Here is a 23,307-nt window from a genome sequence, read left to right on the forward strand (position 1 = left end):
GTAGAGGCTCTGACGTCCCGTCGAAGGAGCAGCTCATGGCCAACGTCGTACGTGCCGCCCTGGTCCAGGCCACGTGGACCGGCGACACCGAGTCCATGGTGGCGAAACACGAGGAGCACGCCCGCGAGGCGGCCCGGCAGGGCGCGAGGATCATCGGGTTCCAGGAGGTCTTCAACAGCCCCTACTTCTGCCAGGTCCAGGAACCGGAGCACTACCGCTGGGCCGAGCCGGTGCCCGACGGGCCGACGGTGCGCCGCATGCGGGACCTCGCGCGCGACACCGGCATGGTGATCGTCGTGCCGGTGTTCGAGGTCGAGCAGTCCGGCTTCTACTACAACACCGCGGCCGTGATCGACGCCGACGGCGCCTACCTCGGCAAGTACCGCAAGCACCACATCCCGCAGATCGAGGGCTTCTGGGAGAAGTACTACTTCAAGCCGGGCAACCTCGGCTGGCCCGTCTTCGACACCGCCGTCGGCAAGGTCGGCGTCTACATCTGCTACGACCGCCACTTCCCGGAGGGCTGGCGGCAACTGGGCCTGAACGGCGCCCAGCTGGTCTACAACCCGTCCGCCACGCACCGCGGCCTGTCCTCCCACCTGTGGCGCCTGGAACAGCCCGCGGCGGCCGTCGCCAACGAGTACTTCGTCGCCGCGATCAACCGCGTGGGGCAGGAGGAGTACGGCGACAACGACTTCTACGGGACCTCGTACTTCGTCGATCCGCGCGGACAGCTCGTCGGCGAGGCCGCCAGCGACACCGAGGAGGAACTCGTGGTCCGCGACCTGGACCTCGGCCTCGTCGAGGACGTGCGCCGGCAGTGGGCGTTCTACCGCGACCGCCGCCCCGACGCCTACGAGGGGCTGGTGCGGCCGTGACCAGGGACCTGCTGTGGCGCCACCGCCGCGTCCTGCCCGACTGGCTCGCCCTGTACTACGAGGACCCCGTCGAGATCACGCACGGCGAGGGCCGGCACGTCTGGGACGCCGCCGGGAAGCGGTACCTGGACTTCTTCGGCGGCATCCTGACGACGATGACCGCGCACGCCCTGCCCGAGGTGACGAAGGCGGTGAGCGAGCAGGCCGGGCGGATCGTCCATTCCTCGACGCTCTACCTCAACCGGCCGATGGTCGACCTCGCCGAGCGCGTCGCCCAGTTGTCCGGCATCCCCGACGCCCGGGTGTTCTTCACCACCTCCGGCACCGAGGCCAACGACACCGCTCTGCTGCTGGCGACGACGTACCGGCGCAGCAACACTGTCCTGGCGATGCGCAACAGCTACCACGGCCGCTCGTTCGGCGCGGTCGGCGTCACCGGCAACCGCGGCTGGTCCCCGACGTCCCTGTCCCCGCTGCAGACGCTGTACGTGCACGGCGGGGTGCGCACCCGCGGCCCGTACGCCTCCCTGGACGACGACGCGTTCATCGCGGCCTGCGTCGACGACCTGGAGGACCTGCTCGGCCACACCCGCCCGCCGGCCGCGCTGATCGCCGAGCCGGTGCAGGGCGTCGGCGGCTTCACCTCGCCCCCGGACGGCCTGTACGCGGCCTTCCGCGAGGTGCTGCACCAGCGCGGCATCCTGTGGATCGCCGACGAGGTGCAGACCGGCTGGGGCCGCACCGGCGACCACTTCTGGGGCTGGCAGGCGCACGGACGCAACGGGCCGCCGGACATCATGACCTTCGCCAAGGGCATCGGCAACGGCATGTCCATCGGCGGGGTCGTCGCCCGCGCCGAGATCATGAACTGCCTGGACGCGCACAGCATCTCCACCTTCGGCGGCACGCAGATCACCATGGCGGCCGGCCTCGCCAACCTCACCTACCTGCTGGAGCACGACCTCCAGGGCAACGCCCGGCGGGTCGGCGGGATGCTCATCGAGCGGCTGCGGTCCGCCGCCGCGCGGGTGGAGCACGTGCGGGAGGTGCGCGGCCGCGGGCTGATGATCGGCATCGAGCTGACGAAGCCCGGCACCGACGAGGCCGACCCGCAGGCCGTGGCCGCCGTGCTGGAGGCGGCCCGCGAGGGCGGGCTGCTCATCGGCAAGGGCGGCGGGCACGACACCAGCGCCCTGCGCATCGCCCCGCCGCTGTCGCTCACCGTCGCGGAGGCCGAGGAGGGCGCCGCGATCCTCGAACGCGCCCTGCGGAGCATCCCGTAGCCGTACGCCGGGCCGGGGCACGCCATGACCGCGGCGTCGAAGCCCCGGCCGGACCGGACCCGCCGGCCCGGCGGGCCCGGTCCGGCGGGCGCGTGCCCGCCGCCGGCCGCGCCCCGGCCGCCCCGATCACGCCAGGAGAGGGAGCAGCAGCATGAGCAGCCGTACCGTCATCCGCGGCGGTCTCGTCGTCACCGCGTCCGACGAGGTCCACGCCGACGTCCTGATCGAGGACGGCCGCATCGCCGCCCTCGCCGCGTCCGGCACCCCGGCCGCCGAGTCCTTCACGGCCGGGCGGAGCGGGAGGGTCGTCGACGCGACCGGCAAGTACGTCATCCCGGGCGGCGTGGACGTCCACACCCACATGGAGCTGCCGTTCGGCGGCACCTTCGCCTCCGACACCTTCGAGACCGGCACCCGGGCCGCCGCCTGGGGCGGCACGACCACGATCGTCGACTTCGCGGTGCAGAGCGTCGGCCGCTCCCTGCGCGAGGGCCTGGACGCCTGGCACGCCAAGGCCGAGGGCAACTGCGCGGTCGACTACGGATTCCACATGATCGTCTCCGATGTGAACGAGGAGACGCTGAAGGAGATGGACCTCCTCGTGGAGGAGGGCGTCACCTCGTTCAAGCAGTTCATGGCGTATCCGGGCGTCTTCTACAGCGACGACGGCCAGATCCTGCGGGCCATGCAGCGCTGCGCCGGGAACGGCGGGCTGATCATGATGCACGCGGAGAACGGCATCGCGATCGACGTGCTGGTGGAGCAGGCCCTCGCCCGGGGCGAGACCGACCCGCGGTACCACGGGGAGGTCCGCAAGGCGCTGCTGGAGGCCGAGGCCACCCACCGCGCCATCAGGCTCGCGCAGGTGGCCGGCGCGCCCCTGTACGTCGTGCACGTCTCGGCGGCGGAGGCGGTCGCCGAGCTGGCCCGGGCCCGCGACGAGGGGCTGGACGTCTTCGGCGAGACCTGCCCGCAGTACCTGTTCCTGTCCGCGGACAACCTGGCGGAACCCGGCTTCGAGGGCGCGAAGTACGTGTGCTCCACACCGCTGCGGCCCCGCGAGCACCAGGCCCGGCTGTGGCGGGGCCTGCGCACCGACGACCTCCAGGTGGTGTCGACGGACCACTGCCCCTTCTGCTTCGCCGGCCAGAAGGAGCTGGGCCGGGGCGACTTCTCCAGGATCCCCAACGGGCTGCCGGGCGTGGAGAACCGCATGGACCTGCTCCACCAGGCCGTCCTCGACGGGCACCTCTCGCGCCGCCGCTGGATCGAGGTCGCCTGCGCCACCCCGGCGCGGATGTTCGGCCTGTACCCGAAGAAGGGCACGATCGCGCCGGGCGCCGACGCCGACGTGGTGATCTACGACCCGCACGCCGAGCAGGTCCTGTCCGCCGGGACGCACCACATGAACGTCGACTACTCGGCGTACGAGGGCCGGCGCGTCACCGGCCGCGTGGAGACCGTGTTCTCGCGCGGCGAACCCGTCGTCACCGAGCGGGAGTACACCGGACGCAAGGGCCACGGCGTCTACGTCCCGCGCTCCACCTGCCAGTACCTCAGCTAGGAGGGCACCGGATGGACTTCGGACTCGTCCTGCAGACCGACCCGCCGGCCTCCCGCGTCGTCAGCCTGATGCAGCGGGCCGAGCGCAACGGCTTCACCCACGGCTGGACCTTCGACTCCGCCGTGCTGTGGCAGGAGCCGTTCGTGATCTACAGCCAGATCCTGGCGCACACCACCAGGCTGAAGGTCGGCCCGATGGTCACCAACCCGGGCACCCGCACCTGGGAGGTCACCGCCTCCGCCTTCGCCACCCTCAACGACATGTTCGGCAACCGCACCGTCTGCGGCATCGGCCGCGGCGACTCCGCGATGCGCGTGGCCGGCCGCAGGCCCGACACGCTCGCCCGCATCAGCGAGGCCATGAAGGTGATCCGGGCGCTGGGCAGCGGCCGGGAGGCCGACCTCGGCGGCGGCACGGTCGTCCGGTTCCCCTGGATCGGGCCGGGCGCCGAACTCCCGGTCTGGATGGCCGCGTACGGACCCAGGGCCCTGCGGATGGCCGGCGAGGAGGCCGACGGGTTCATCCTCCAGCTCGCCGACCTCTACCTGGCCGAGTACATGGTCAAGGCCGTCAGGGACGCGGCGGCCGCCGCCGGCCGCGACCCGGCCGAGGTCACGGTGTGCGTCGCCGCGCCGGCGTACGTCACCGAGGACGACTCGCCCGGGGCGCTCGCCCACGCCCGCGAGCAGTGCCGCTGGTTCGGCGGGATGGTCGGCAACCACGTCGCCGACCTGGTCGCCCGGTACGGCGAGCACTCCGGCGCCGTACCGGACGAACTCACCGGCTACATCAAGGCGCGCGAGGGATACGACTACGCCCACCACGGGCGCAGCGGCAACCCCGGCACCCGGTTCGTGCCGGACGAGATCGTCGACCGGTTCTGCGTCATCGGGCCGGCCGAGAAACACGTGGAGAAGCTGACCGCGCTGCGCGACCTGGGCGTCGACCAGTTCGCCGTCTACGACATGCACGACGCGCAGGAAGCCGTGATCGACGCCTACGGCGCGCGGGTGATCCCGGCCGTCGACGCCTGACACCCCGCGCCGCCCTCCGGACCGGCCGCCGCCCGACGGACGGGGCCGGTCCGTGCGCGGGGGCAGGGCGGTCAGCCCCGCCCCTCCTCCAGCGCCGCCACCGCCTCCTTGGCGGCCTTGATGGCGCCCTTGTTGATCACGTCTGTACCGGGTGCCTTCTTCGTCTCGAAGTCACTGCCGTTGTACGTGACGATCACCAGCGCGTTGGACGCGCGGGCGATCACCACGCCCTCGCGCGTCTGCTGCTTGTCCTCGGTGGTGAGGTCCACGACCGAGTAGCCCGCGTCGCCGAGACCCGGGACCGTGCCTCCGCCGCTCCTCTCCTCGGTGCGCTCCCGGTACGCCTGCCGCGCCGCCTCGTCCGACTCCTTGATCTCGAAGGAGACGTCGAGCCAGCGGTAGTCGTACCCCTTGAGGGCGTTCCACGAGCAGGTGCGGCGCTTCTCCGCGTTCGTCGACGGGATCTCCTTGCCCGCCGTCTCGGCGCCCGGCACGAGCGACGTGATCGTCTTCTCGGACAGGCTGGTGCACGGCGCGGGCGCGGAGGCGTGGTCCCGCGACACGGCCTCGGTGGCGGGGGCGGAGACGGACGGGGCCCCGGACGGTTCGGCCTGCGGGCGTCCGGCGTCCGGCGCCGCGGCGGGCGGACCGGACGACAGCGCCCAGCCCGCCGCGGCGAGCACGACCACCGGGGACAGGCGTGCGGTCAGGGCGAGGGGCAGAGGAAGGGAACGCACGGCGCACTTCTCGTGGGGGACGGTGCGGAGGGAGTCCGCACTGCGGACGGGACGCCAGTGTCACATGACTCCCTGTGGGGCGGAAGCGCCACCCCGCTCCGTAGGCGGACGGTGACGTCGGCGCACCGCCGAGGCGCCGTTTTCGGGTGTTTCAGGACCTGTTCGGGGTGGTTCGGCGCGGGGTGGGGGCCCGGCGGGACCGGCCGGGCGCCGGCGGCCCGGCGCCGGCGCGTGCCCGGCCGGCGCCGCGGGCCACCGCCACCGGCGCCGCGGGGCTCCGGCCCGGGGTCAGGGCACCCGGGCCGTCCACTCGGCGGACGTGAACTTCGTACGGGCCAGCTCCTGCGCGCGGGCCAGCTCCTCGTCCGTCACCTTGCTGTCCGTCAGCCCGTACCGGCCGCGGAAGGAGTCGATCATCCGCTCGATGACGGCCTCGCGCGGCAGGCCGGTCTGCCGCCGCAGCGGATCCACCCGCTTCTTCGCGCTCCCGGTGCCCTTGTCGGACAGCTTCTCCCGGCCGATGCGCAGCACGTCGAGCATCTTGTCGGCGTCGATGTCGTACGCCATGGTCACGTGGTGCAGTACGGCCCCGGGTGCTCCGCCGGGTCCCACGATCCGCTTCTGGGCGGCGCCCGCGATCTTGCCCTGGTCCGTGGCGATGTCGTTCAGCGGCTGGTACCAGGCCCGGATCCCCAGGTCGCCGAGCGCACCGAGCACCCAGTCGTCGAGGTAGGCGTAGCTGTCCTGGAAGGACAGCCCCTGCACGAGCGCCTCCGGCACGGACAGCGAGTAGGTGATCGTGTTGCCCGGCTCCACGAACATCGCGCCGCCGCCGGAGATCCGCCGCACCACCTCGATGCCGTGCCGGGCGGCGGCGTCCGGGTCGACCTCGTTGCGCAGCGACTGGAAGCTGCCGATGATCACCGCGGGGGCGCCCCACTCCCACACGCGCAGCGTGGGCGGGCGCCGCCCCGCGGCGACCTCGGCCGTCAGGACCTCGTCCAGCGCCATGTGCAGGGCCGGGGGCTGCGGCCCCTCGTGGATCAGCTGCCAGTCGTAGTCGGTCCAGTCGGTGGCGTGCGCGAGCGCGCGGCGCACCGCGATGCCGACGCCCTCCGAGGTCAGCCCGTACATCACGGTCCCCGCGGGCAGCGCCGCGTCGATCCGGGCGGCCAGGCCCGCCGCGTCCGTGTCCGCCGGGGCGCCCTCCAGCGCGCGGTTCACCGCGTCGAGCGCCTCGTCCGGCTCCAGGAAGAAGTCGCCCGCCACGCGCACGTGCCGCAGCACGCCGTCCTCGGCCTCCACGTCCACGACGACGAGCTTGCCGCCGGGAACCTTGTACTCGCCGTGCACCCGACCGTCTCCCTTTCCTCGTTCCTGTCCGCAGGGGCAACGCCGGGCCGGAGGCGGGAGATTCCCGGCCGGCCCGGCTTCCGGCGGACGCGCGTCCCGGGGCGGCCGTCCGGGCCGCCGCCGTTCCCCGGCGGGACCGGCCGGGGCGGGGCGGTCAGTTCCCGGAGAGCGCGTCCTTGGCCGTCTCGTGCAGCGGCAGGACGGACGTGAGGCGGGTGAGTTCGAGGATGCGTCTGACCTCCGGCTGGACACCGGTCAGCGCGAACCGGTGCCCGGCGTCCGAACGGCGGCGGTGGATGTCGACGAACACCCCCAGAGCGCTGGAGTCGCAGAAGTCCACATGGGTCAGGTCCAGCACCAGCAGCGGGACCTCCTGCATCTCCGCGGTGGTGAGGTGCCCCAGCAACTGGGGGGCGGTGTGGTAGTCGATGGGGCCGCCCACGGCGATGACCGCGTGCCGCGGGCCGCGGCGCGAGGCCAGGGTCAGCGTCGGGCCGGCGGGGAGCAGGCCGTTGGGGTCCACGGACGGCGAGCCGTCGGCGGGCTCGTGCGCCTCGGGGCCGGGGGAGGTGGTCATCGGGGGCGACTCTCCTGTGTGCGGGACGAACGGGGCGGCCGGCTGTCCTGGTTCCGGTCGAGGAGCCGACCGGGATACGTCGTCACGAGGTCTTGACCTCCGCCCACACCACTTTCCCTCCCTCGATCCGGCGGGTGCCCCACCGTGTCGCGATGGCGTCGACGAGGAATATGCCCCGGTGCCCGAACTCCCCGGGAGGGGAGACGATCAGACGGGGCTCCTCGGGACTGCTGTCCGTGACCTCCAGGACGACGCGCTCACCGGTCCGCCGCAGCTCGACGCGCAGCGGTGTCCTGGCGTGGCGGACGGCGTTGGCGACCATCTCGTCCGCGATCAGCATCATGTCGTTCGCCAGATGGCGCAGACCCCACTCGCGCATGGTCCGGGCCACCATGTCGCGGGCGTCGGGGACCGCGCCGGAGACCGGGGGGTAGTCCCGGGCGACCGTCACCACCTGCTGCGAGGCGTCCTCGGGCCGGTGCAGGTACAGCAGGGCGATGTCGTCGTCGTGCTGCCCGCCGGCCAGGGCCTCCAGCCAGGAGTCGCAGTCCGCCTCGATCTCTCCCACGGGCCCCGCCAGCAGCTCCCGCAGCCGGCGCAGCCCGTCGTCGATGGAGCGGTCGCGGCGCTCGACCAGACCGTCGGTGTACAGCAGCAGCCGCGATCCGGGCGGCAGGGGGACCTCCTGCTCCGCGTAGCGGCACCTGCCCACCCCCAGCGGCGGTCCGACCTTCTCGTCCAGGAACCGCACCTCGCCCCCCGGGGAGCGCAGGGCCGGCGGCAGGTGCCCGGCGACGGTGGCGCGCAACCGGTCCCGGCGGGTGTCGAGCACCGCGTAGACGCAGGTGGCGATGGAGCCGGGAGCGATGCCGTCCACCAGGACGCTCAGCTGCTCCAGCACGTCGGCGGGGGCGAGACCGAGCTGTGCGTAGGCCCGGCAGGCCGTGCGGATCTGGCCCATGACCGCGGCCGCCCTGACCCCCTTGCCCATCACGTCGCCGACGACCAGCGCGACCTGCCCGTCCGGGAGCGGTATGAGGTCCACCCAGTCACCGCCCGCGCCGCGGTCCCGTGCCGCGGGCAGGTACCGCGACGCGCTGGCGATCCCGTCGACGCGCGGGAGGACCGGCAGGAGGTGGCGCTGCAGCTCCATGGCCGCTTCCCGCTCCTGGCGGTACGTCTGCGCGTTCTGCAGGGCCACGGCGGTCTGCGCGGCGACTCCGGTCACCAGGCGTTCGTGCCGCTCGGTGAAGACCCCCCGCTCGGGATGGCCGAAGAAGAACCCGCCGAGCACCGTCCCCCGGGACATCACCGGAACGGCCAGGTAGCTCCGCACCGGCAGGTGGCCTTCCGGCATGCCGTGGTGGGGCGCGTTGTGGCCGTACCGCGGATCCTCGGTGATGTCGTCGGACCGCACCACCCCGAGTCCCCGGAAGGTCTGCTCGAAGACGCGGGTGTTGCGCGGCATGGGGAACTTGTCGAAGGCCGACCGGTCCACACCGGAGATCACGTAGAGCAGGTACGACTCCCCGGTCTCCCCCAGGACGTTGTAGAAGAAGGCGCCGAACGCGGCCCCGGACAGGCGGGTGGCGGCGTCGACCGCGTGCTGGACCAGCGCGTCGAGGTCGAGTTCCGCCGCCAGGGCGCTGCCGGCCTCCTGCAGCAGCTCGACGATCGCCGCCTCCTCGCGCAGTTCCCGCTCCCGCTGCTCCAGCTCCTGCTGGGAGCGGCGCAGCTCCGTCGTGGCGGAGCGCAGCTCGGCCACCGCCGACTGCAGGCGCGCGGCCCGCTGCCCCACCAGGCTCTCCATGTCCTCCAGCAGGGCGCGAACCGCGTCGGCCTGCGCGGCGGGCGACGGCCGGCCGGCGGACAGCAGCGCCAAGCGCGTGCTGCCGGTGACGGTGCGGAAGAGCGGGACGACCTCGGCGGGCAGCGGAACGCGGGAGAACAGCACCACCGCGAACCACTCACCCGGTGACAGGACTCCCCCGAAGGCCAGCACGGAACGGACGCCCTGCCCCGGAAGGAGTTCCTCCAGCCCGTCCTCCTGGCTGGAGGACACGTGCACGACCCCGACGCCGCCCCCGGGGGACGCGGCGTCGGCCGCGTCCCCGGTCGCGACCCCCAGGCGTTCGAACAGCCGGTGCACCAACGGCGCCTCGCGGGCGGCCCCCGGCGACGGCACGGGCACCCTCAGCGGATCGGGGCCCTTTGCGCCGGGCCGGTGGCGGTCGGGGCCGCGGAATCCCGCCAGCGCCGGACGCCGCGCGGTCCCGGCGGGAGGCCCCGCGACCGCCGGCGCCCCGGGGGCGGTGTCCCACGGCCCGGCGAGGAAGACGCCCACCGCGGGGCAGGCGCGTTCGTCCCGCCCGTCGGCCAGGCTGTCGTAGAAGAAGTCGGCGACTCGTTGGGCCGCCGCGTCCGGTGACGGCGCGCCGCTGACGGCCTTCCGCAGCAGGGCGCCGCATCGGGCCGTCTCGCTGAGACCAAAAGCCGACAGGTCGAACCGGACGTCCTGCACTGCTCGCACCTCGACAACCGAAACGGAGAATCATGGACAACGGTACGGCCATGAACCTCACAGGTTAGACCCTGGCCGATTTCGAGCCGGTCCGTCCGGAGCCGCCGTTCCGACGGCCGGCGGCTTTGGACAGAGCCGGACACGGCACCGGCGCACGCCGCGTCATCGACCCGGCACTCCGCGTCGCGGGACCGGCGGCGGGCCGGAGCGGCGGGCCGTCGCCCGAGCGCCGGCCGGAGCCCTCTCCGCGGCCGTCGGCACGGGGCCGCTCAGCCCAGCTCGGCTCCCTTGCCCGCGGCCTCCTCCTCCGTCCGGGCCTGCTCCGTGGCGAGCGTGCCGCCCGCGCTCTCCAGGTGGGCCCGCACGAACCACTGGAACTGCTCCAGGTCGCGCAGCTGTCCGATGAGCAGGTCCTCGGTGGCGGTGTCGAGGTCGCCCGCCTCCTTGATCGCGGCACGGAGGCTCTCGATGACTCCCGTGTAGACGAGGTCGAGCGCCCCGAGGTGGGCGATCGCGTCGGCCCGGCCGATGGAGTAGTCGTCCCAGGTGCGCTCGGCGACGAGCGCTCCCGGCGTTCCCTGCGCGACGCCGCCGAGCGCGGCGATGCGCTCCGCCACGTCGTCGGCCATGTCCCGGACCCGGTCCACCTGCGGGTCGATCATCTCGTGGATGGCGACGAAGTGCGGGCCGACCACGTTCCAGTGCACGTGCTTGAGGGTCAGGTGCAGATCGTTGAGCGCGTGCAGGCGCATCCGGAGCAGGCCGATCAGCCGGCCGGCCGCCTCGCGCTCGATGCCGGGCACCGTGTACTTCGGGGTCAGGTCCTGCGTCATGGTTCACCTCGGTTTTCGACAGGGAATGCGTAGCCGCTCCGGCACGGTTGCCCCGCTTCGCCCGGCTCAGACCTGGGCGAGGCGGAGCCGTTCGGTCCGGGGTCTCCGGGGTTTCACCCGGTCCGGTCCCGCTGTCCGCCGCCGCGCGGTCCCCGGGGCGTGCGGCCGTCCGCATCGTCCGTGACGCGGACGCTCCCGCCCGCCCCGGTGATTTCGCCGAAAAGGGCCCGCCCGCCCTCACGCGGAACAAGCCCTTTTCGAATTCTCGGTGGAGAAGGCGAGGTCAGCGCTTGAACACATCCTTCGCCTTTTCCTTGGCCGCACGGGCATCACCCGTGCTCTTTTCCACCCGCCCCTCGGCGGCCATGCGGTCGTTTCCGGTGGCGTTTCCCACGGCCTCCTTGGTCTTGCCCTCGATCTGTTCGCCCTTTGCCTTGGCCTTCTCACCGGCAGTCATGGAAGAGCACCTCCTGGCGGGTCGTGTGCCGCTGTCACGGTGACCCGCTTGTGCCCCGGCGTTCCCTCCACAAACAAAGCGGCGGCGGAGAATGGCGACGGAATCACAGGGCAGACGAGCGTGCAGGAGGTCGATAAAAATGGTTCCCCTGCTGCTTGTTCTGCTTCTCGCACTGATCCTTTTCGGCGCCGGCTTCGCCGTCGAGGTCCTCTGGTGGGTCGCCGTCGCCGTCCTGGTGGTGTGGCTCCTCGGTTTCGTCATGCGCTCCACCACCGCCGGCGGCGGCCGGGGCCGCTGGTACCGATGGTGATCTGACCCGTACGCGCGCCCTCGCCGCGGGGCCCGGCCGACATGACGGCCGGGCCCCGCGCGCGTCCGGGGCGTTCCCCACCGGCCGTCGCCCCCGGTCCCCGCGCCCCCTTCGCGCCCGGGGCGGGGCGCAGGGGGCGCGAGGCGGTCGGTAGCCTGCCGGGGAGCGACCGGGGGAGGGCACCGGCCCGACCTCCCCGGACCCCGTCCTGAGCGCCCACCGGTCCGACCGGTGCGCGGGAACAGCGAGGTGAGAGGCCGTATGTTCACCACCCGCCCCACCCTCCAGGGCACCTTCGGCATGGTGTCCTCCACCCACTGGCTGGCCTCCCAGTCCGCGATGGCCGTCCTGGAGAGCGGCGGCAACGCGTACGACGCGGCCGTGGCGGGCGCGTTCGTGCTGCACGTGGTCGAACCGCACCTGAACGGGCCCGCCGGCGAGGTGCCGATCCTGCTCGCCCCGGCGGGCGGCGAGGTGCGGGTGCTGTGCGGGCAGGGCGTGGCCCCCGCGGGCGCGACGATCGCCCACTACCGGGGACTGGGGCTCGACCTGGTGCCCGGCACCGGCCCGCTCGCCGCCGCGGTGCCCGGCGCGTTCGACGCCTGGATGCTCCTGCTGCGCGACCACGGCACCAAGTCCCTCGCCGACGTCCTGAGGTACGCCATCGGATACGCCGAACACGGGCACGCGCCCGTGGAGCGCGTCGGCGAGACCGTCGAGACCGTGCGGAAGCTGTTCGAGACGGAGTGGACCTCCTCGGCCGAGGTGTACCTGCCGGGCGGCCGGCCGCCCCGCCCCGGCCGGCTCTTCCGCAACCCCGCCCTCGCCGCCACCTGGCGGCGGCTGCTCGCCGAGACCGCCGGCGCCGGGGACCGGCAGGCGCAGATCGAGGCGGCCCGCGAGGTGTGGCGCACCGGCTTCATCGCCGAGGCCCTGGTGCGGCAGGCCCGGCGGCCCACCCTGGACACCAGCGGCGAGCGGCACGCCGGCACCCTCACCGCCGCCGACCTCGCCGCCTGGTCGGCGACGTACGAGACGCCCGTGACGTACGACTGGAACGGCTGGACCGTGTGCAAGGCCGGGCACTGGAGCCAGGGCCCGGTGCTGCTCCAGCAGCTCGCGCTGCTCCCGCCCGAACTGCCCCCCTACGGCTCCGCCGACTACGTCCACCTGCTGATCGAGGGCTGCAAGCTCGCCATGGCCGACCGGGAGGCCTGGTACGGGGACGCGGCCGAGGTGCCGCTCGGCGACCTGCTGTCGGCCGGCTACAACGCCGAACGGCGCCGGCTGGTGGGCGAGCGGGCCTCCTTCGAGCTGCGGCCCGGCAGCCCCGGCGGACGCGCCCCCCGCCTGAGCGGGCACGCGCGCGGGGAGGTTCCCGGCCGGGCCGCCTCCGACGCGCCGGGCATCGGCGAGCCGACGGTCGCGAAGCGCCCGGCGTCCCCCGTGCCGGGCGAGCCGGGCGTCCTGCACACCGCCGCCGACGGCGGCACCCGCGGCGACACCTGCCACCTCGACGTCGTCGACCGCTGGGGCAACATGGTCGCCGCCACCCCCAGCGGCGGCTGGCTGCAGTCCAACCCCGTCGTACCCGAACTGGGCTTCCCGCTCGGCACCCGGCTGCAGATGACCTGGCTGGAGGAGGGCCTGCCGAACTCCCTCACCCCGGGCCGCCGCCCCCGCACCACCCTCACGCCCTCGATCGCCCTGCGCGACGGCGTGCCCGTGCTGGCGTTCGGCACGCCCGGCGGCGACCAGCAGGACCAGTGGCAGCTGCACTTCCTCCTGGCCCTCGCGCTGCGCCCGCCGGTGCGCGGCGGCCTCGACCTGCAGGGCGCGATCGACGCCCCCGGCTGGCACAACGACAGCTTCCCGGGCTCCTTCTACCCGCGCGGCACGCGCCCCGGCAGCGTCACCGTCGAGTCCCGCACCGACCCGGCCGTCGTCGCGGAGCTGCGGCGCCGCGGCCACGACGTGACCGTCGGCGGCCCCTGGTCGGAGGGGCGCCTGTGCGCGGTCGCCCGGGACCCGGAGACGGGGATCCTGTCGGCGGCGGCCAACCCGCGGGGCATGCAGGGCTACGCGGTCGGCCGCTGACCCGGCCGCGGACCGCGCGCCCCGGGAATTCACACCGGTTCCACCCGGAGTGCACCGGGCGGGAGGGGACCGTCGGCGGCGCGTGGTGTGATGGGGGAGTGATCGAAAGCAACGGAACCGTCGAAGAGTTTCCCGACCGGATCGCCTCCGCCGTGGAGGAGGCGATCCGCGAGGCCGCCGCGACCGAGATCATGCCGCGCTGGCGGCAGCTCGCCGCGCACGAGGTCGACCGGAAGACCGGGCCGCACGACCTGGTGACGGACGCCGACCGCAAGGCCGAGCTGTATCTCACCGAGGCGCTCGCCGCCCTCCTGCCCGGCTCCGTCGTGGTCGGCGAGGAGGCGGTGCACGCCAACCCGCTGACGTACGAGGCGATCCGCGGCGACGCGCCGGTCTGGATCGTCGATCCCGTCGACGGGACCCGGCAGTTCGTGCACGGCGAGGACGGCTTCTGCACCCTGGTCGCACTCGCCCGGGGCGGCGTCCTGCACGCCTCGTGGACCTACGCCCCCGCCCGCGGCCAACTGGCCACCGCCGTGCGGGGCCGCGGCGCCTTCCTGGACGGCGAGCGCCTGACCAGCGGCGCGCCCGACCCCGGCCGGGACCTGGAAGTGGCCACCTCCCACCCCGACTTCACCACGGACGAGCAGAAGCACGCCCTGCTCGGCCTGCGGACGCCGGGAGTGTCCCCGCGCGCCTGCGGCTCGGCCGGACTGGAGTACCTCGCCATCGCCCGCGGCCGGCTGGACGCCGTCGCCTTCTCCTGGGAGGCCGCCTGGGACCACGCCGCGGGCCTGCTGCTGGTCGAGGAGGCGGGCGGCGCCCACCTGACCCGCTCGGGCGAGCCCTTCCGCATCACCGGCGGCAACACCCTGCCGTTCACCGCGGCCCGCGACGCGGCCACCGCGCGCCGGGTGGCGGACCTGCTGTCGGACGGGGCCTGACGTCCGGGCCGGTCCCGGCCCTTCCTCCCGGACACCCGCGACCGGTGGGCGCCGGTCCCCCGGCATATCCTGACCCCCAGTGGCCGTCGGCTGACGAAGGGGTCCGAAGGTGCCGTCGATGCTCGATGCGGTCGTGGTGGGAGCGGGGCCGAACGGCCTGACGGCTGCCGTGGAGCTGGCCCGGCGCGGATTCTCCGTCGCCGTCTTCGAGGCGAGGGACACCGTCGGCGGGGGAGCGCGCACCGAGGAGCTCACCCTCCCCGGCTTCCGGCACGACCCCTGCTCCGCGGCGCACCCCCTCGGCGTCAGCTCGCCCGCGTTCCGCGCCATGCCGCTCGACCGCTACGGCCTGACGTGGCTGCACCCCGAGCTGCCCATGGCCCACCCCTTCCCGGACGGCTCCGCCGCGGTGCTGTCCCGCTCGGTCGGCGAGACGGCCGCCTCCTTCGGGCCCCGCGACGCGGGCACGTACCGCCGGCTGGTCGAACCCTTCCTCCCCGGCTGGGACACCCTCGTCCGCGACTTCATGTCCCTGCCGCTCACCGCGCTGCCCCGCGACCCGGTCGCCCTGGCCCGTTTCGGCCTGGCCGGCCTGCCCCCGTCGACCTGGCTGATGCGCCGCTTCCGCGACGAGAAGGCCAAGACCCTCCTCGCCGGCCTCGTCGCGCACGTCATGGCCCCGCTCGGCGGCTTCGCCACCGGCGCCGTCGGCCTGGTCTTCGCCCTCGCCGCGCACGCCCGCGGCTGGCCCGTCGCCCGCGGCGGCTCCCAGTCCCTCTCCGACGCCCTCGCCGCCTACCTCACGGACCTCGGCGGCACCCTGCACACCGGCTACGAGGTCAAACGCCTCGACGACCTGCCGCCCGCCCGCGCCTACGTCTTCGACACCTCGCCCACCGCGCTCGCCCGCATCGCCGGATTCGGCCGCGCCTACGACCGCTACCGGTACGGCCCCGGCGTCTTCAAGATCGACTACGCCCTGGACGGCCCCGTCCCGTGGACCGCCGAGGAGGCCCGCCGCGCCGGCACCGTACAGATCGGCGCCGACCACACCGAGATCGGCGCCGCCCTGCGCGCCGCCTCCCACGAGGGCCGCGCACCCGACCGGCCGTTCCTGATCACCGTGCAGCCGAGCGTCGTCGACCCCACCCGCGCCCCGGCCGGCCGCCACGTCTTCTGGGCCTACGGCCACGTCCCGCACGGCTGGACCGGCGACCTCACCGACGCCGTCGAACGCCAGCTGGAGCGCTTCGCCCCCGGCTTCCGCGACCGCGTCCTGGCCCGCGCCACCGCCGGCCCGCCCGAACTCGCCGCCCGCAACGCCAACTACGTCGGCGGCGACATCGCCACCGGCGCGGTCCGCGGCCTGCAGGTCCTGCTGCGCCCCAAGCCGTCCCTGTTCCCCTACGGCACCCCCCACCCGGCGGTCTTCCTCTGCTCCTCCGCCACCCCGCCGGGCCCCGGCGTGCACGGCATGTCGGGGCACAACGCGGCGAAGGCCGTCTGGCGACGGCTGAGGCAGACATGACCACGCTCACGCTGGTCCGGGGCGACATCACCCGGCAGTCCGTCGACGCGATCGTCAACGCGGCCAACTCCTCGCTGCTCGGCGGCGGAGGCGTCGACGGCGCGATCCACCGGCGCGGCGGCCCCGCGATCCTCGCGGAGTGCCGGGCGCTGCGCGCCTCCCGGTACGGCAAGGGGCTGCCCACCGGCCGGGCGGTCGCCACCACCGCGGGCGAGCTGGACGCCCGCTGGGTGATCCACACGGTCGGCCCGGTCTGGTCGGCGGACGAGGACCGCTCCGGCCTGCTGGCCTCCTGCTACCGCGAATCCCTGCGGGTGGCGGACGAACTGGGCGCGCGGACCGTGGCCTTCCCGGCGATCTCCACCGGGATCTACGGCTGGCCGATGGACGACGGCGCCCGCATCGCGGTGGAGACGGTCCGGGGCGCGGACACGGCGGTCGAGGAGATCCGGTTCGTCCTCTTCGACGAGCGGGCGTACGAGGCGTTCGCGGCCCGGATGCGCTGACCGCGCGGCGGCCGACGGCCCGAGCGGCAGGGCGGCCGTCCGGGACTGGACGGCCGCCCGGGAGCGGGCGGCCCGCATCCCTCAGGACCACACAAAGTCCGACGGGATGATTGCTTCGTTTGTGTTCGAGTCCTAGGGTGACCCTGGCTCAGCAGCCGCCCCGTCACCAGCAGTCGTGAACCGACCCATCGTCAACTTCCATTCTCCCGCAGTGCGCGGAGCCGCCCGGGCGGGCCCCGTCCGCACCTCGGCCGGCGCTCCCGGCATCCCCGGAGTCCGGCCGGCGCCCGCAGCGCGCTGTCGTTTCGAGGAAGGTCACGGTCATGCCGCACCCGCACGTGTCACCCGCCGAGGGCCCGGCCCGCTCCCGGCCGGCCGTCAGCCGCCGCCGCCTGCTGGAGGGGGGAACCGCCGCGCTGGGCGCGCTCGCCCTGTCCGCGCCGTCCGCCGCGGCCCGTCCGGCCGGCCGGCGCACGGCGGCGGACAACGCCCCGGAGTGGAACGACATCGGCGTCTTCCGGCTCGGCACCGAGCCGCCGCACACCACCCTCATGCCGTACGCGGACCTCGGCCAGGCCCTGGCCGCCGACCGCACCCGCTCCCCGTACCGGCTGAGCCTCGACGGCAGATGGAAGTTCGCCCACGCGGACCGCCCCGAGGACCGGGACCCCGACTTCCACCGCACCGACCTCGACGACAGCGGCTGGGACACCATCCCGGTCCCCTCCGTGTGGCAGCTGCACGGGTACGACCGCCCGATCTACCTCAACATCACCTACCCGTACTGGGGCCCCAACGGCCTGGGCGAGGACCCGCAGCCGCCGGCCGCGCCGACCCGCCACAACCCCGTGGGCCAGTACCGGCGCACCTTCACGGTGCCGCGCGGCTGGGCCGGACGGCGGACGTTCCTGCACTTCGAGGGCGTCAAGTCGGCCCACTACGTGTGGATCAACGGTGAGCCGGTGGGCTACAGCGAGGACTCCTACACGCCCGCCGAGTACGACATCACCGAGCACCTGAAGCCCGGCACCAACCGGATCGCGGTGGAGGTCTACCGCTACTCCGACGGCGACTGGCTGGAGGACCAGGACATGATCCGGCTGAGCGGCATCTTCCGCTCGGTCTACCTGTACTCCACCCCGGCGGTGCACCTGCGCGACTTCAAGCTGGACACCCCGCTGAGCGACGACCACACCGCCGCCGAGCTGTCGGTGACGGCGAGCGTGCGCGCCTACGGCGGCGAGGGCGCCGGACGGTACACGGTCGAGACCCAGCTCTACGACGCCGACGGCCACCCGGTCTGGTCCCGCCCGCTGCGGCAGCACGCGGACGTCGCGGCCACCGGCGAGGACGCGACCGTACGGGCCGCCCGGCCGGTGCCCGACCCGAAGCTCTGGTCGGCCGAGCACCCCTACCTCTACACCGCCGTCCTGCGGCTGCGCGACCCGGCGGGCAGGGTGACCGAGACCCTCTCGCACCGGGTCGGCCTGCGCGAGTTCGCGCTCCGGGACGGGCTGATGCGCATCAACGGCAAGCCGGTCTCCTTCCGCGGCACCAACCGGCACGAGATGCACCCGGACCGCGGCACCGCGCTCACCCGCGCGGACCTGGTCCGGGACATCGAGATCATCAAGCGGATGAACATCAACTCCGTCCGCACCTCGCACTACCCGAACAACCCGCTGTGGTACGAGCTCGCCGACGCCTACGGCCTCTACCTGGTCGACGAGACCAACCTGGAGACCCACGGCATCCGCGACGAGTACCCGGGCGACCACCCCGAGTGGACCCGGGCCTGCGTGGCCCGCGCCCAGAACATGGTCCACCGCGACAAGAACCACGCCTCGGTGGTCGTCTGGTCCCTCGGCAACGAGGCGGGCGGCGGCTCCACCTTCACCGCCATGCACGACTGGATCCGCTCCTACGACCCCACCCGCGTCATCCAGTACGAGGGCGACGACCGCCCCGGGATCAGCGACATCCGCTCGGAGATGTACGAGACGCCCCAGCGCGTCGAGCAGCGGGCGAAGGACACCTCCGACACCCGGCCGTACGTGATGATCGAGTACTCCCACGCGATGGGGAACTCCAACGGCAACTTCCGCAAGTACTGGGACGTCGTCCGCCGCCACGACGTCCTCCAGGGCGGCTGGATCTGGGACTTCGCCGACCAGTCCCTGACCTGGCCCGCCCCGGCGCGCATCCTGCTGACCGAGACCGGGCCGGGCGGGCTGCGCGGCGAGATCCTCGCCCCGGGCGGCACCTTCGACCGCGCCGCGGGCCTGTCCGGCGGCACCGTCTTCGCCCGCGACCCGCGCCTGGACCTCACCGGCTCGCTCACCCTGGAGGCCTGGGTCACCCCGCACGTGACGGGCTATCACCAGCCCATCCTGACCAAGGGCGACACCCAGTACGCCCTCAAACAGACCGACCGGAACCTGGAGTTCTTCATCCACGGCGGCGGCCAGTGGATCACCGCGAGCTGGCCGCTGCCGGACGACTGGACCGGCCGCGAGCACCACGTCGCGGGCGTCTTCGACGCGGACGCGGGCACCCTGACCCTCCACGTCGACGGCGTGGTGCGGGCCACCCGCACCACCACCCGGCGCCCGGACGCCACCACCGCGCCCCTCGCGCTCGCCACCGACGCCGACAACCAGACCCGCGAGTTCAGCGGCACCGTCCGCCGGGCCCGCGTCCACGCCCGCGCCCTGAGCGCCGCCGAACTGGCCTCCGACAGCCGCGGCCCCGGCGACGACGGCGTCCGGTTCTGGTTCGACGCGGCCACCGCCAAGGTCACCCGGCAGCGGCCGCGCGAGAAGACGTTCCTCGCCTACGGCGGCGACTGGGGCGACAACCCCAACGACGGCAACTTCGTCGCGGACGGCATCGTCACCGCCGACCGCGGCCACACCGGCAAGGCCGCCGAGGTCAAACGCGTCTACCAGGCGATCCACGCCACCCCGGTCCGGGGCGGCGCCCCGGGCGCGGTCACCCTCACCAACGAGTACCTGTTCACCGGCCTCCGCGAGTTCGACGGCCACTGGTCCCTGGTCGCCGACGGCGAGGTCGTGCGGCGCGGCAGGCTGACCCGCGAGCAGCTGGACGTGCCTCCCCTGTCCGCCAAGGACGTCACGGTGCCCGTGCGGCTGCCGGACGACCCGGCGCCGGGCACCGAGTTCTTCCTGAACCTGTCGTTCACCACCAAGGAGCCCAGCGCGTGGGCGAAGGCCGGGTTCGAGGTGGCCCGGGCCCAGATCCCGCTCGCAGCCGACGTCCCGGCCGTCACCCCCGTCCCGCTGGCGGACGTGCCCGCCCTGCGCCACGACGACGGCGACCGGGAGGTCACGGTGCGCGGCGCGGACTTCTCGCTCACCGTGGACAAGCGCAGCGGCGCCCTCACGTCGTACGAGGCCGCGGGCGTCCGGCTGGTCACCGCGGGGCCCGTGCCGAACTTCTGGCGGGCGCCCACCGACAACGACCGGGGCAACGGCCAGCACGTCCGCAACCAGACCTGGCGCGACGCCGGCGCCCGCCGGAAGGTCACCGGCGTCACCGTGCGCGCCCTGCGCGACCGGGCCGTGGAGATCGAGGTCGGCGGCACCCTGCCCACCACGGTCGAGTCGGCGTACACCCTCACCTACACGGTCTTCGGCAACGCCGAGGTCAAGGTGGACTTCACCCTGCGCCCGGGCGCGCCGAGCCTGCCGTACCTCCCGGAGGTCGGCACCCTGCTGTTCCTGCCGGGCCGCCTGGAGCACCTGCACTACTACGGCCGGGGCCCCGAGGAGAACCACTGGGACCGCAACACCGGCACCGACGTCGGCCGGTACTCGGGGACCGTCTCCGGGCAGTGGACCCCCTACATCCGCCCGCAGGAGAACGGCAACAAGACGGACGTGCGCTGGGCGGCCCTCACCGACCGCGACGGCGTCGGACTGCTCGTCTCGGGCGAGCCGCTGCTGGAGGTCAACGCCTCGCACTTCACCCCGGAGGACCTGTCCGCCGGGGCGCGCCACGACTACCAGCTCACCCCGCGCGAGGAGGTCGTGCTGCGGCTGAACCACCGGCAGACGGGCGTGGGCGGCGACAACAGCTGGGGCGCCCACACCCACGACGAGTACAAGCTGTTCGCCGACCGCGCGTACACCTACAGCTACCGGCTGCGCCCGCTGACCGACGTCCGCGCGGCGACGGCGGTCTCGCGGCGGCCGACCGCGACGCGGTAGGGGAGCGGTACGCGGTGCGGGGCCGGGAGCGGAAGCGCCCGGCCCCGCACCGGCGTCTCACTCGGCCTCGGCGGCGTCGCTGATCCCCAGCCGCAGGTGCTCCACGTGGTACACGGCCTGGTCGAGCAGCTCGGCGACATGGTGGTCGTGCAGCGCGTAGACGACCGACCGGCCGCGGCGCTCGCCCACCACGAGACCCAGGTTGCGCAGCAGCCGCAGCTGGTGCGAGCACGCCGACTGCTCCATGCCCACCTCCGCCGCCAGTTCCGTGGCCGGCAGCGGACCTTCGCGCAGCCGCGCCAGGATCAGCAGCCGGGAGGGGGTGGACAGGGCCTGGAGCGTGGTGGCGACCTTCGCGACGTTGTCCGCGTCCAGGCGGACCCGCTCGGCGGCGTCCTGCGCGGGGATGACGGCTCCATGACCCATGGCCCCATCCTACCCATCACATATGAACAGATGAATGAGTCTTCATGTGTTCCTGTATGGTGAGGCGCGTGTCCACGACTCTCGCTCCCGCCCCCGTCCCCGCGTCCGCCCGGCCGGCGCCCCGCCGCCGCACCCGCCTGCTCGCCCTGCCCGAGGCCCGCTGGGCGCTCGCGGCGCTGGTGGCGTTCCTGCTCGGCCTCGCCCTCGACCTCGCCGGCGCTCCCGCCTGGGCGTACGGGCCGCTGTACGCCCTCGCCTACGCCGCCGGCGGCTGGGAACCCGCGCTGGAGGGCCTGCGGGCGCTCAAGGAGAAGACCCTCGACGTCGACCTGCTGATGATCGTCGCGGCACTGGGCGCGGCCGCGATCGGACAGGTCCTCGACGGCGCCCTGCTGATCGTCATCTTCGCCACCTCCGGCGCCCTGGAAGCGCTGGCCACCGCCCGCACCGCCGACTCCGTGCGCGGCCTGCTCGACCTCGCCCCCACCACCGCGACCCGGCTCACCGCCGACGGCGAGGAGACCGTCCCGACCGCCGACCTCGCCGTCGGCGACGTGCTGCTGGTCCGCCCCGGCGAGCGCATCGGCGCCGACGGGACCGTCGTCCACGGCACCAGCGAGGCCGACCAGGCGACCATCACCGGCGAGTCCCTCCCGGTCGTCAAGAACCCCGGCGACGAGGTCTTCGCCGGCACCCTCAACGGCACCGGCGCCCTGCGCGTCCGCGTCGACCGCGACCCGGCCGACTCCGTGATCGCCCGCATCGTCACCCTGGTCGAGGAGGCCTCCCGCACCAAGGCCCCGACCCAGTTGTTCATCGAGAAGATCGAGCAGCGGTACGCGGTCGGCGTGGTGGTCGCCACCCTCGCCGTCTTCGGCGTCCCCCTCGCCTTCGGCGCCGACCTCGCGGACGCGCTGCTGCGGGCCATGACCTTCATGATCGTCGCCTCCCCGTGCGCGGTCGTCCTCGCCACCATGCCGCCCCTGCTGTCCGCCATCGCCAACGCCGGCCGGCACGGCGTGCTGGTGAAGTCGGCCGTCGCGATGGAACGCCTCGGCGAGATCGACACCGCCGCCCTGGACAAGACCGGCACCCTCACCGAGGGCACCCCCGAGGTGACGGCCGTCCGCCCGCTGCCGGGCTCCGGCCTCGACGAGGACGCCCTGCTGGCGCTGGCCGCCGCGGCCGAGCACCCCAGCGAGCACCCGCTGGCCCGCGCGATCGTGGCCGCCGCCCGCGCCCGCGACCTGCCGATCGCCGCCGCCGAGGACTTCACGGCCGCACCGGGACGCGGCGTGACGGCCACCGTCGACGGCCGGGTGGTGGGCGTCGGCCGGGCGGACACCGACAGCGACGCGACCGTCGTCCAGGTCACGCGCGACGGCACCCCCGTCGGCACCCTCGCCCTCACCGACCGCCTGCGCCCCGACGCCGCCGCGGCCGCCGCCGCGCTCACCGCCCTGAGCGGCACCGCCCCCGCCCTGCTCACCGGCGACAACGCCCGCGCCGCCGCCCGCGTCGCCGCCGCCACCGGCATCACCGACGTCCGCGCCGAGCTCCTGCCCGAGGACAAGGTGAACGCCGTACGGGACCTGGAGCGGGCCGGCCGCAAGGTGCTCTTCGTCGGCGACGGCGTCAACGACGCGCCCGCCCTCGCCGCCGCGCACGCCGGCGTCGCCATGGGCCGCGCGGGCTCCGACCTGGCGCTGGAGACGGCGGACGCGGTCGTGGTGCGCGACGAACTGACGGCCGTGCCCGCGGTCGTCCGGCTGTCCCGCACCGCCCGCCGGCTGGTGCTGCAGAACCTGGTGATCGCGGGCACCTTCATCACCGTCCTCGTCCTGTGGGACCTGCTCGGCCACCTGCCGCTGCCGCTCGGCGTCGCGGGCCACGAGGGCTCGACCGTGCTGGTCGGCCTCAACGGGCTGCGGCTGCTCAGGGAGTCCGCGTGGCGGCCCGGCGGGACGCGGGGGACGTGAGGTCGATGTCGGATTCTCGCCAGCCCCGGCGCCGCGCGTGCCCGATGCTGG

General features: G+C 74.0%; 18 protein-coding genes. 11 read left to right on the top strand and 7 right to left on the bottom strand.

The features are described 5' to 3' along the window. Positions 1-35 precede the first annotated feature (35 nt). The 4 genes from ACIBAI_RS15615 (at position 36) to ACIBAI_RS15630 (ending at position 4,759) form a co-directional block, all read left to right on the top strand. Positions 36-878, top strand: a complete 843-nt coding sequence (locus tag ACIBAI_RS15615) for a nitrilase-related carbon-nitrogen hydrolase (protein ID WP_399034465.1) — start codon at positions 36-38, stop codon at positions 876-878. Further along, positions 875-2,161 (top strand): aspartate aminotransferase family protein, encoded by a 1,287-nt coding sequence (locus ACIBAI_RS15620; protein ID WP_399034466.1) that lies wholly within the window; start codon positions 875-877, stop codon positions 2,159-2,161. Before ACIBAI_RS15615 ends, ACIBAI_RS15620 begins: the two co-directional genes overlap by 4 nt. A 151-nt stretch (positions 2,162-2,312) precedes the next feature. Then, positions 2,313-3,725: a dihydropyrimidinase gene (gene hydA, locus ACIBAI_RS15625; protein ID WP_399034467.1), complete on the top strand. Its 1,413-nt coding sequence runs from the start codon at positions 2,313-2,315 to the stop codon at positions 3,723-3,725. Between the two features lie 11 nt (positions 3,726-3,736). Beyond that, positions 3,737-4,759, top strand: coding sequence for a TIGR03842 family LLM class F420-dependent oxidoreductase (locus ACIBAI_RS15630; RefSeq protein ID WP_399034469.1), 1,023 nt, complete (start codon positions 3,737-3,739; stop codon positions 4,757-4,759). Positions 4,760-4,830: 71 nt separating this feature from the next. On the opposite strand, the gene ACIBAI_RS15635 is transcribed toward ACIBAI_RS15630, so the two are convergent. From ACIBAI_RS15635 to ACIBAI_RS15660, 6 genes are all read right to left on the bottom strand, one after another. Then, a complete protein-coding gene (locus ACIBAI_RS15635) occupies positions 4,831-5,496 on the bottom strand; it encodes a hypothetical protein (protein ID WP_399034471.1) in 666 nt (221 codons plus the stop codon). Positions 5,497-5,784: 288 nt separating this feature from the next. Beyond that, positions 5,785-6,849: a biotin/lipoate A/B protein ligase family protein gene (locus ACIBAI_RS15640; RefSeq protein ID WP_399034473.1), complete on the bottom strand. Its 1,065-nt coding sequence runs from the start codon at positions 6,847-6,849 to the stop codon at positions 5,785-5,787. A 154-nt stretch (positions 6,850-7,003) separates the two neighbouring features. After that, complete coding sequence (locus ACIBAI_RS15645) at positions 7,004-7,426, bottom strand: STAS domain-containing protein (RefSeq protein WP_399034474.1); 423 nt, start codon at positions 7,424-7,426, stop codon at positions 7,004-7,006. Between the two features lie 82 nt (positions 7,427-7,508). Next, the gene (locus tag ACIBAI_RS15650; RefSeq protein ID WP_399034476.1) at positions 7,509-9,956 is read right to left on the bottom strand and encodes a SpoIIE family protein phosphatase; all 2,448 of its coding nucleotides are present in this window, start codon (positions 9,954-9,956) and stop codon (positions 7,509-7,511) included. 260 nt (positions 9,957-10,216) lie between these two features. Next, complete coding sequence (locus tag ACIBAI_RS15655; RefSeq protein ID WP_399034478.1) at positions 10,217-10,780, bottom strand: Dps family protein; 564 nt, start codon at positions 10,778-10,780, stop codon at positions 10,217-10,219. A 283-nt stretch (positions 10,781-11,063) separates the two neighbouring features. Next, positions 11,064-11,237, bottom strand: coding sequence for a CsbD family protein (locus ACIBAI_RS15660; protein WP_399034480.1), 174 nt, complete (start codon positions 11,235-11,237; stop codon positions 11,064-11,066). A 139-nt stretch (positions 11,238-11,376) separates the two neighbouring features. On the opposite strand from ACIBAI_RS15660, the gene ACIBAI_RS15665 reads away from it, so the two are divergent. The 6 genes from ACIBAI_RS15665 to ACIBAI_RS15690 all read left to right on the top strand — a co-directional run bounded on the left by ACIBAI_RS15665 (position 11,377) and on the right by ACIBAI_RS15690 (position 20,851). After that, the gene (locus ACIBAI_RS15665; protein ID WP_344605220.1) at positions 11,377-11,547 is read left to right on the top strand and encodes a hydrophobic protein; all 171 of its coding nucleotides are present in this window, start codon (positions 11,377-11,379) and stop codon (positions 11,545-11,547) included. Positions 11,548-11,808: 261 nt separating this feature from the next. Beyond that, a complete protein-coding gene (locus ACIBAI_RS15670) occupies positions 11,809-13,644 on the top strand; it encodes a gamma-glutamyltransferase family protein (RefSeq protein ID WP_399034483.1) in 1,836 nt (611 codons plus the stop codon). Positions 13,645-13,742: 98 nt separating this feature from the next. Then, complete coding sequence (locus ACIBAI_RS15675) at positions 13,743-14,588, top strand: inositol monophosphatase family protein (RefSeq protein ID WP_399034485.1); 846 nt, start codon at positions 13,743-13,745, stop codon at positions 14,586-14,588. A gap of 118 nt (positions 14,589-14,706) precedes the next feature. Further along, positions 14,707-16,116: a phytoene desaturase family protein gene (locus ACIBAI_RS15680; RefSeq protein WP_399034487.1), complete on the top strand. Its 1,410-nt coding sequence runs from the start codon at positions 14,707-14,709 to the stop codon at positions 16,114-16,116. Further along, positions 16,113-16,622: an O-acetyl-ADP-ribose deacetylase gene (locus ACIBAI_RS15685; protein ID WP_399034488.1), complete on the top strand. Its 510-nt coding sequence runs from the start codon at positions 16,113-16,115 to the stop codon at positions 16,620-16,622. The genes ACIBAI_RS15680 and ACIBAI_RS15685 overlap by 4 nt, the downstream gene beginning before the upstream one ends. 323 nt (positions 16,623-16,945) lie before the next feature. Continuing rightward, positions 16,946-20,851 carry a glycoside hydrolase family 2 TIM barrel-domain containing protein gene (locus tag ACIBAI_RS15690; protein WP_399034490.1) on the top strand — a complete coding sequence of 1,302 codons (3,906 nt, stop codon included), beginning with the start codon at positions 16,946-16,948 and terminating at the stop codon, positions 20,849-20,851. A 57-nt stretch (positions 20,852-20,908) separates the two neighbouring features. Here the strand turns inward: ACIBAI_RS15690 and ACIBAI_RS15695 are convergent, their stop codons facing one another. After that, positions 20,909-21,277: a metalloregulator ArsR/SmtB family transcription factor gene (locus tag ACIBAI_RS15695; RefSeq protein ID WP_344605231.1), complete on the bottom strand. Its 369-nt coding sequence runs from the start codon at positions 21,275-21,277 to the stop codon at positions 20,909-20,911. Positions 21,278-21,333: 56 nt separating this feature from the next. On the opposite strand from ACIBAI_RS15695, the gene ACIBAI_RS15700 reads away from it, so the two are divergent. Then, positions 21,334-23,256 carry a heavy metal translocating P-type ATPase gene (locus tag ACIBAI_RS15700; protein ID WP_399034492.1) on the top strand — a complete coding sequence of 641 codons (1,923 nt, stop codon included), beginning with the start codon at positions 21,334-21,336 and terminating at the stop codon, positions 23,254-23,256. Positions 23,257-23,307 lie beyond the last annotated feature (51 nt).

This window comes from Streptomyces sp. NPDC051041, from assembly GCF_044456065.1.
Taxonomy (GTDB): domain Bacteria; phylum Actinomycetota; class Actinomycetes; order Streptomycetales; family Streptomycetaceae; genus Streptomyces; species Streptomyces glaucus.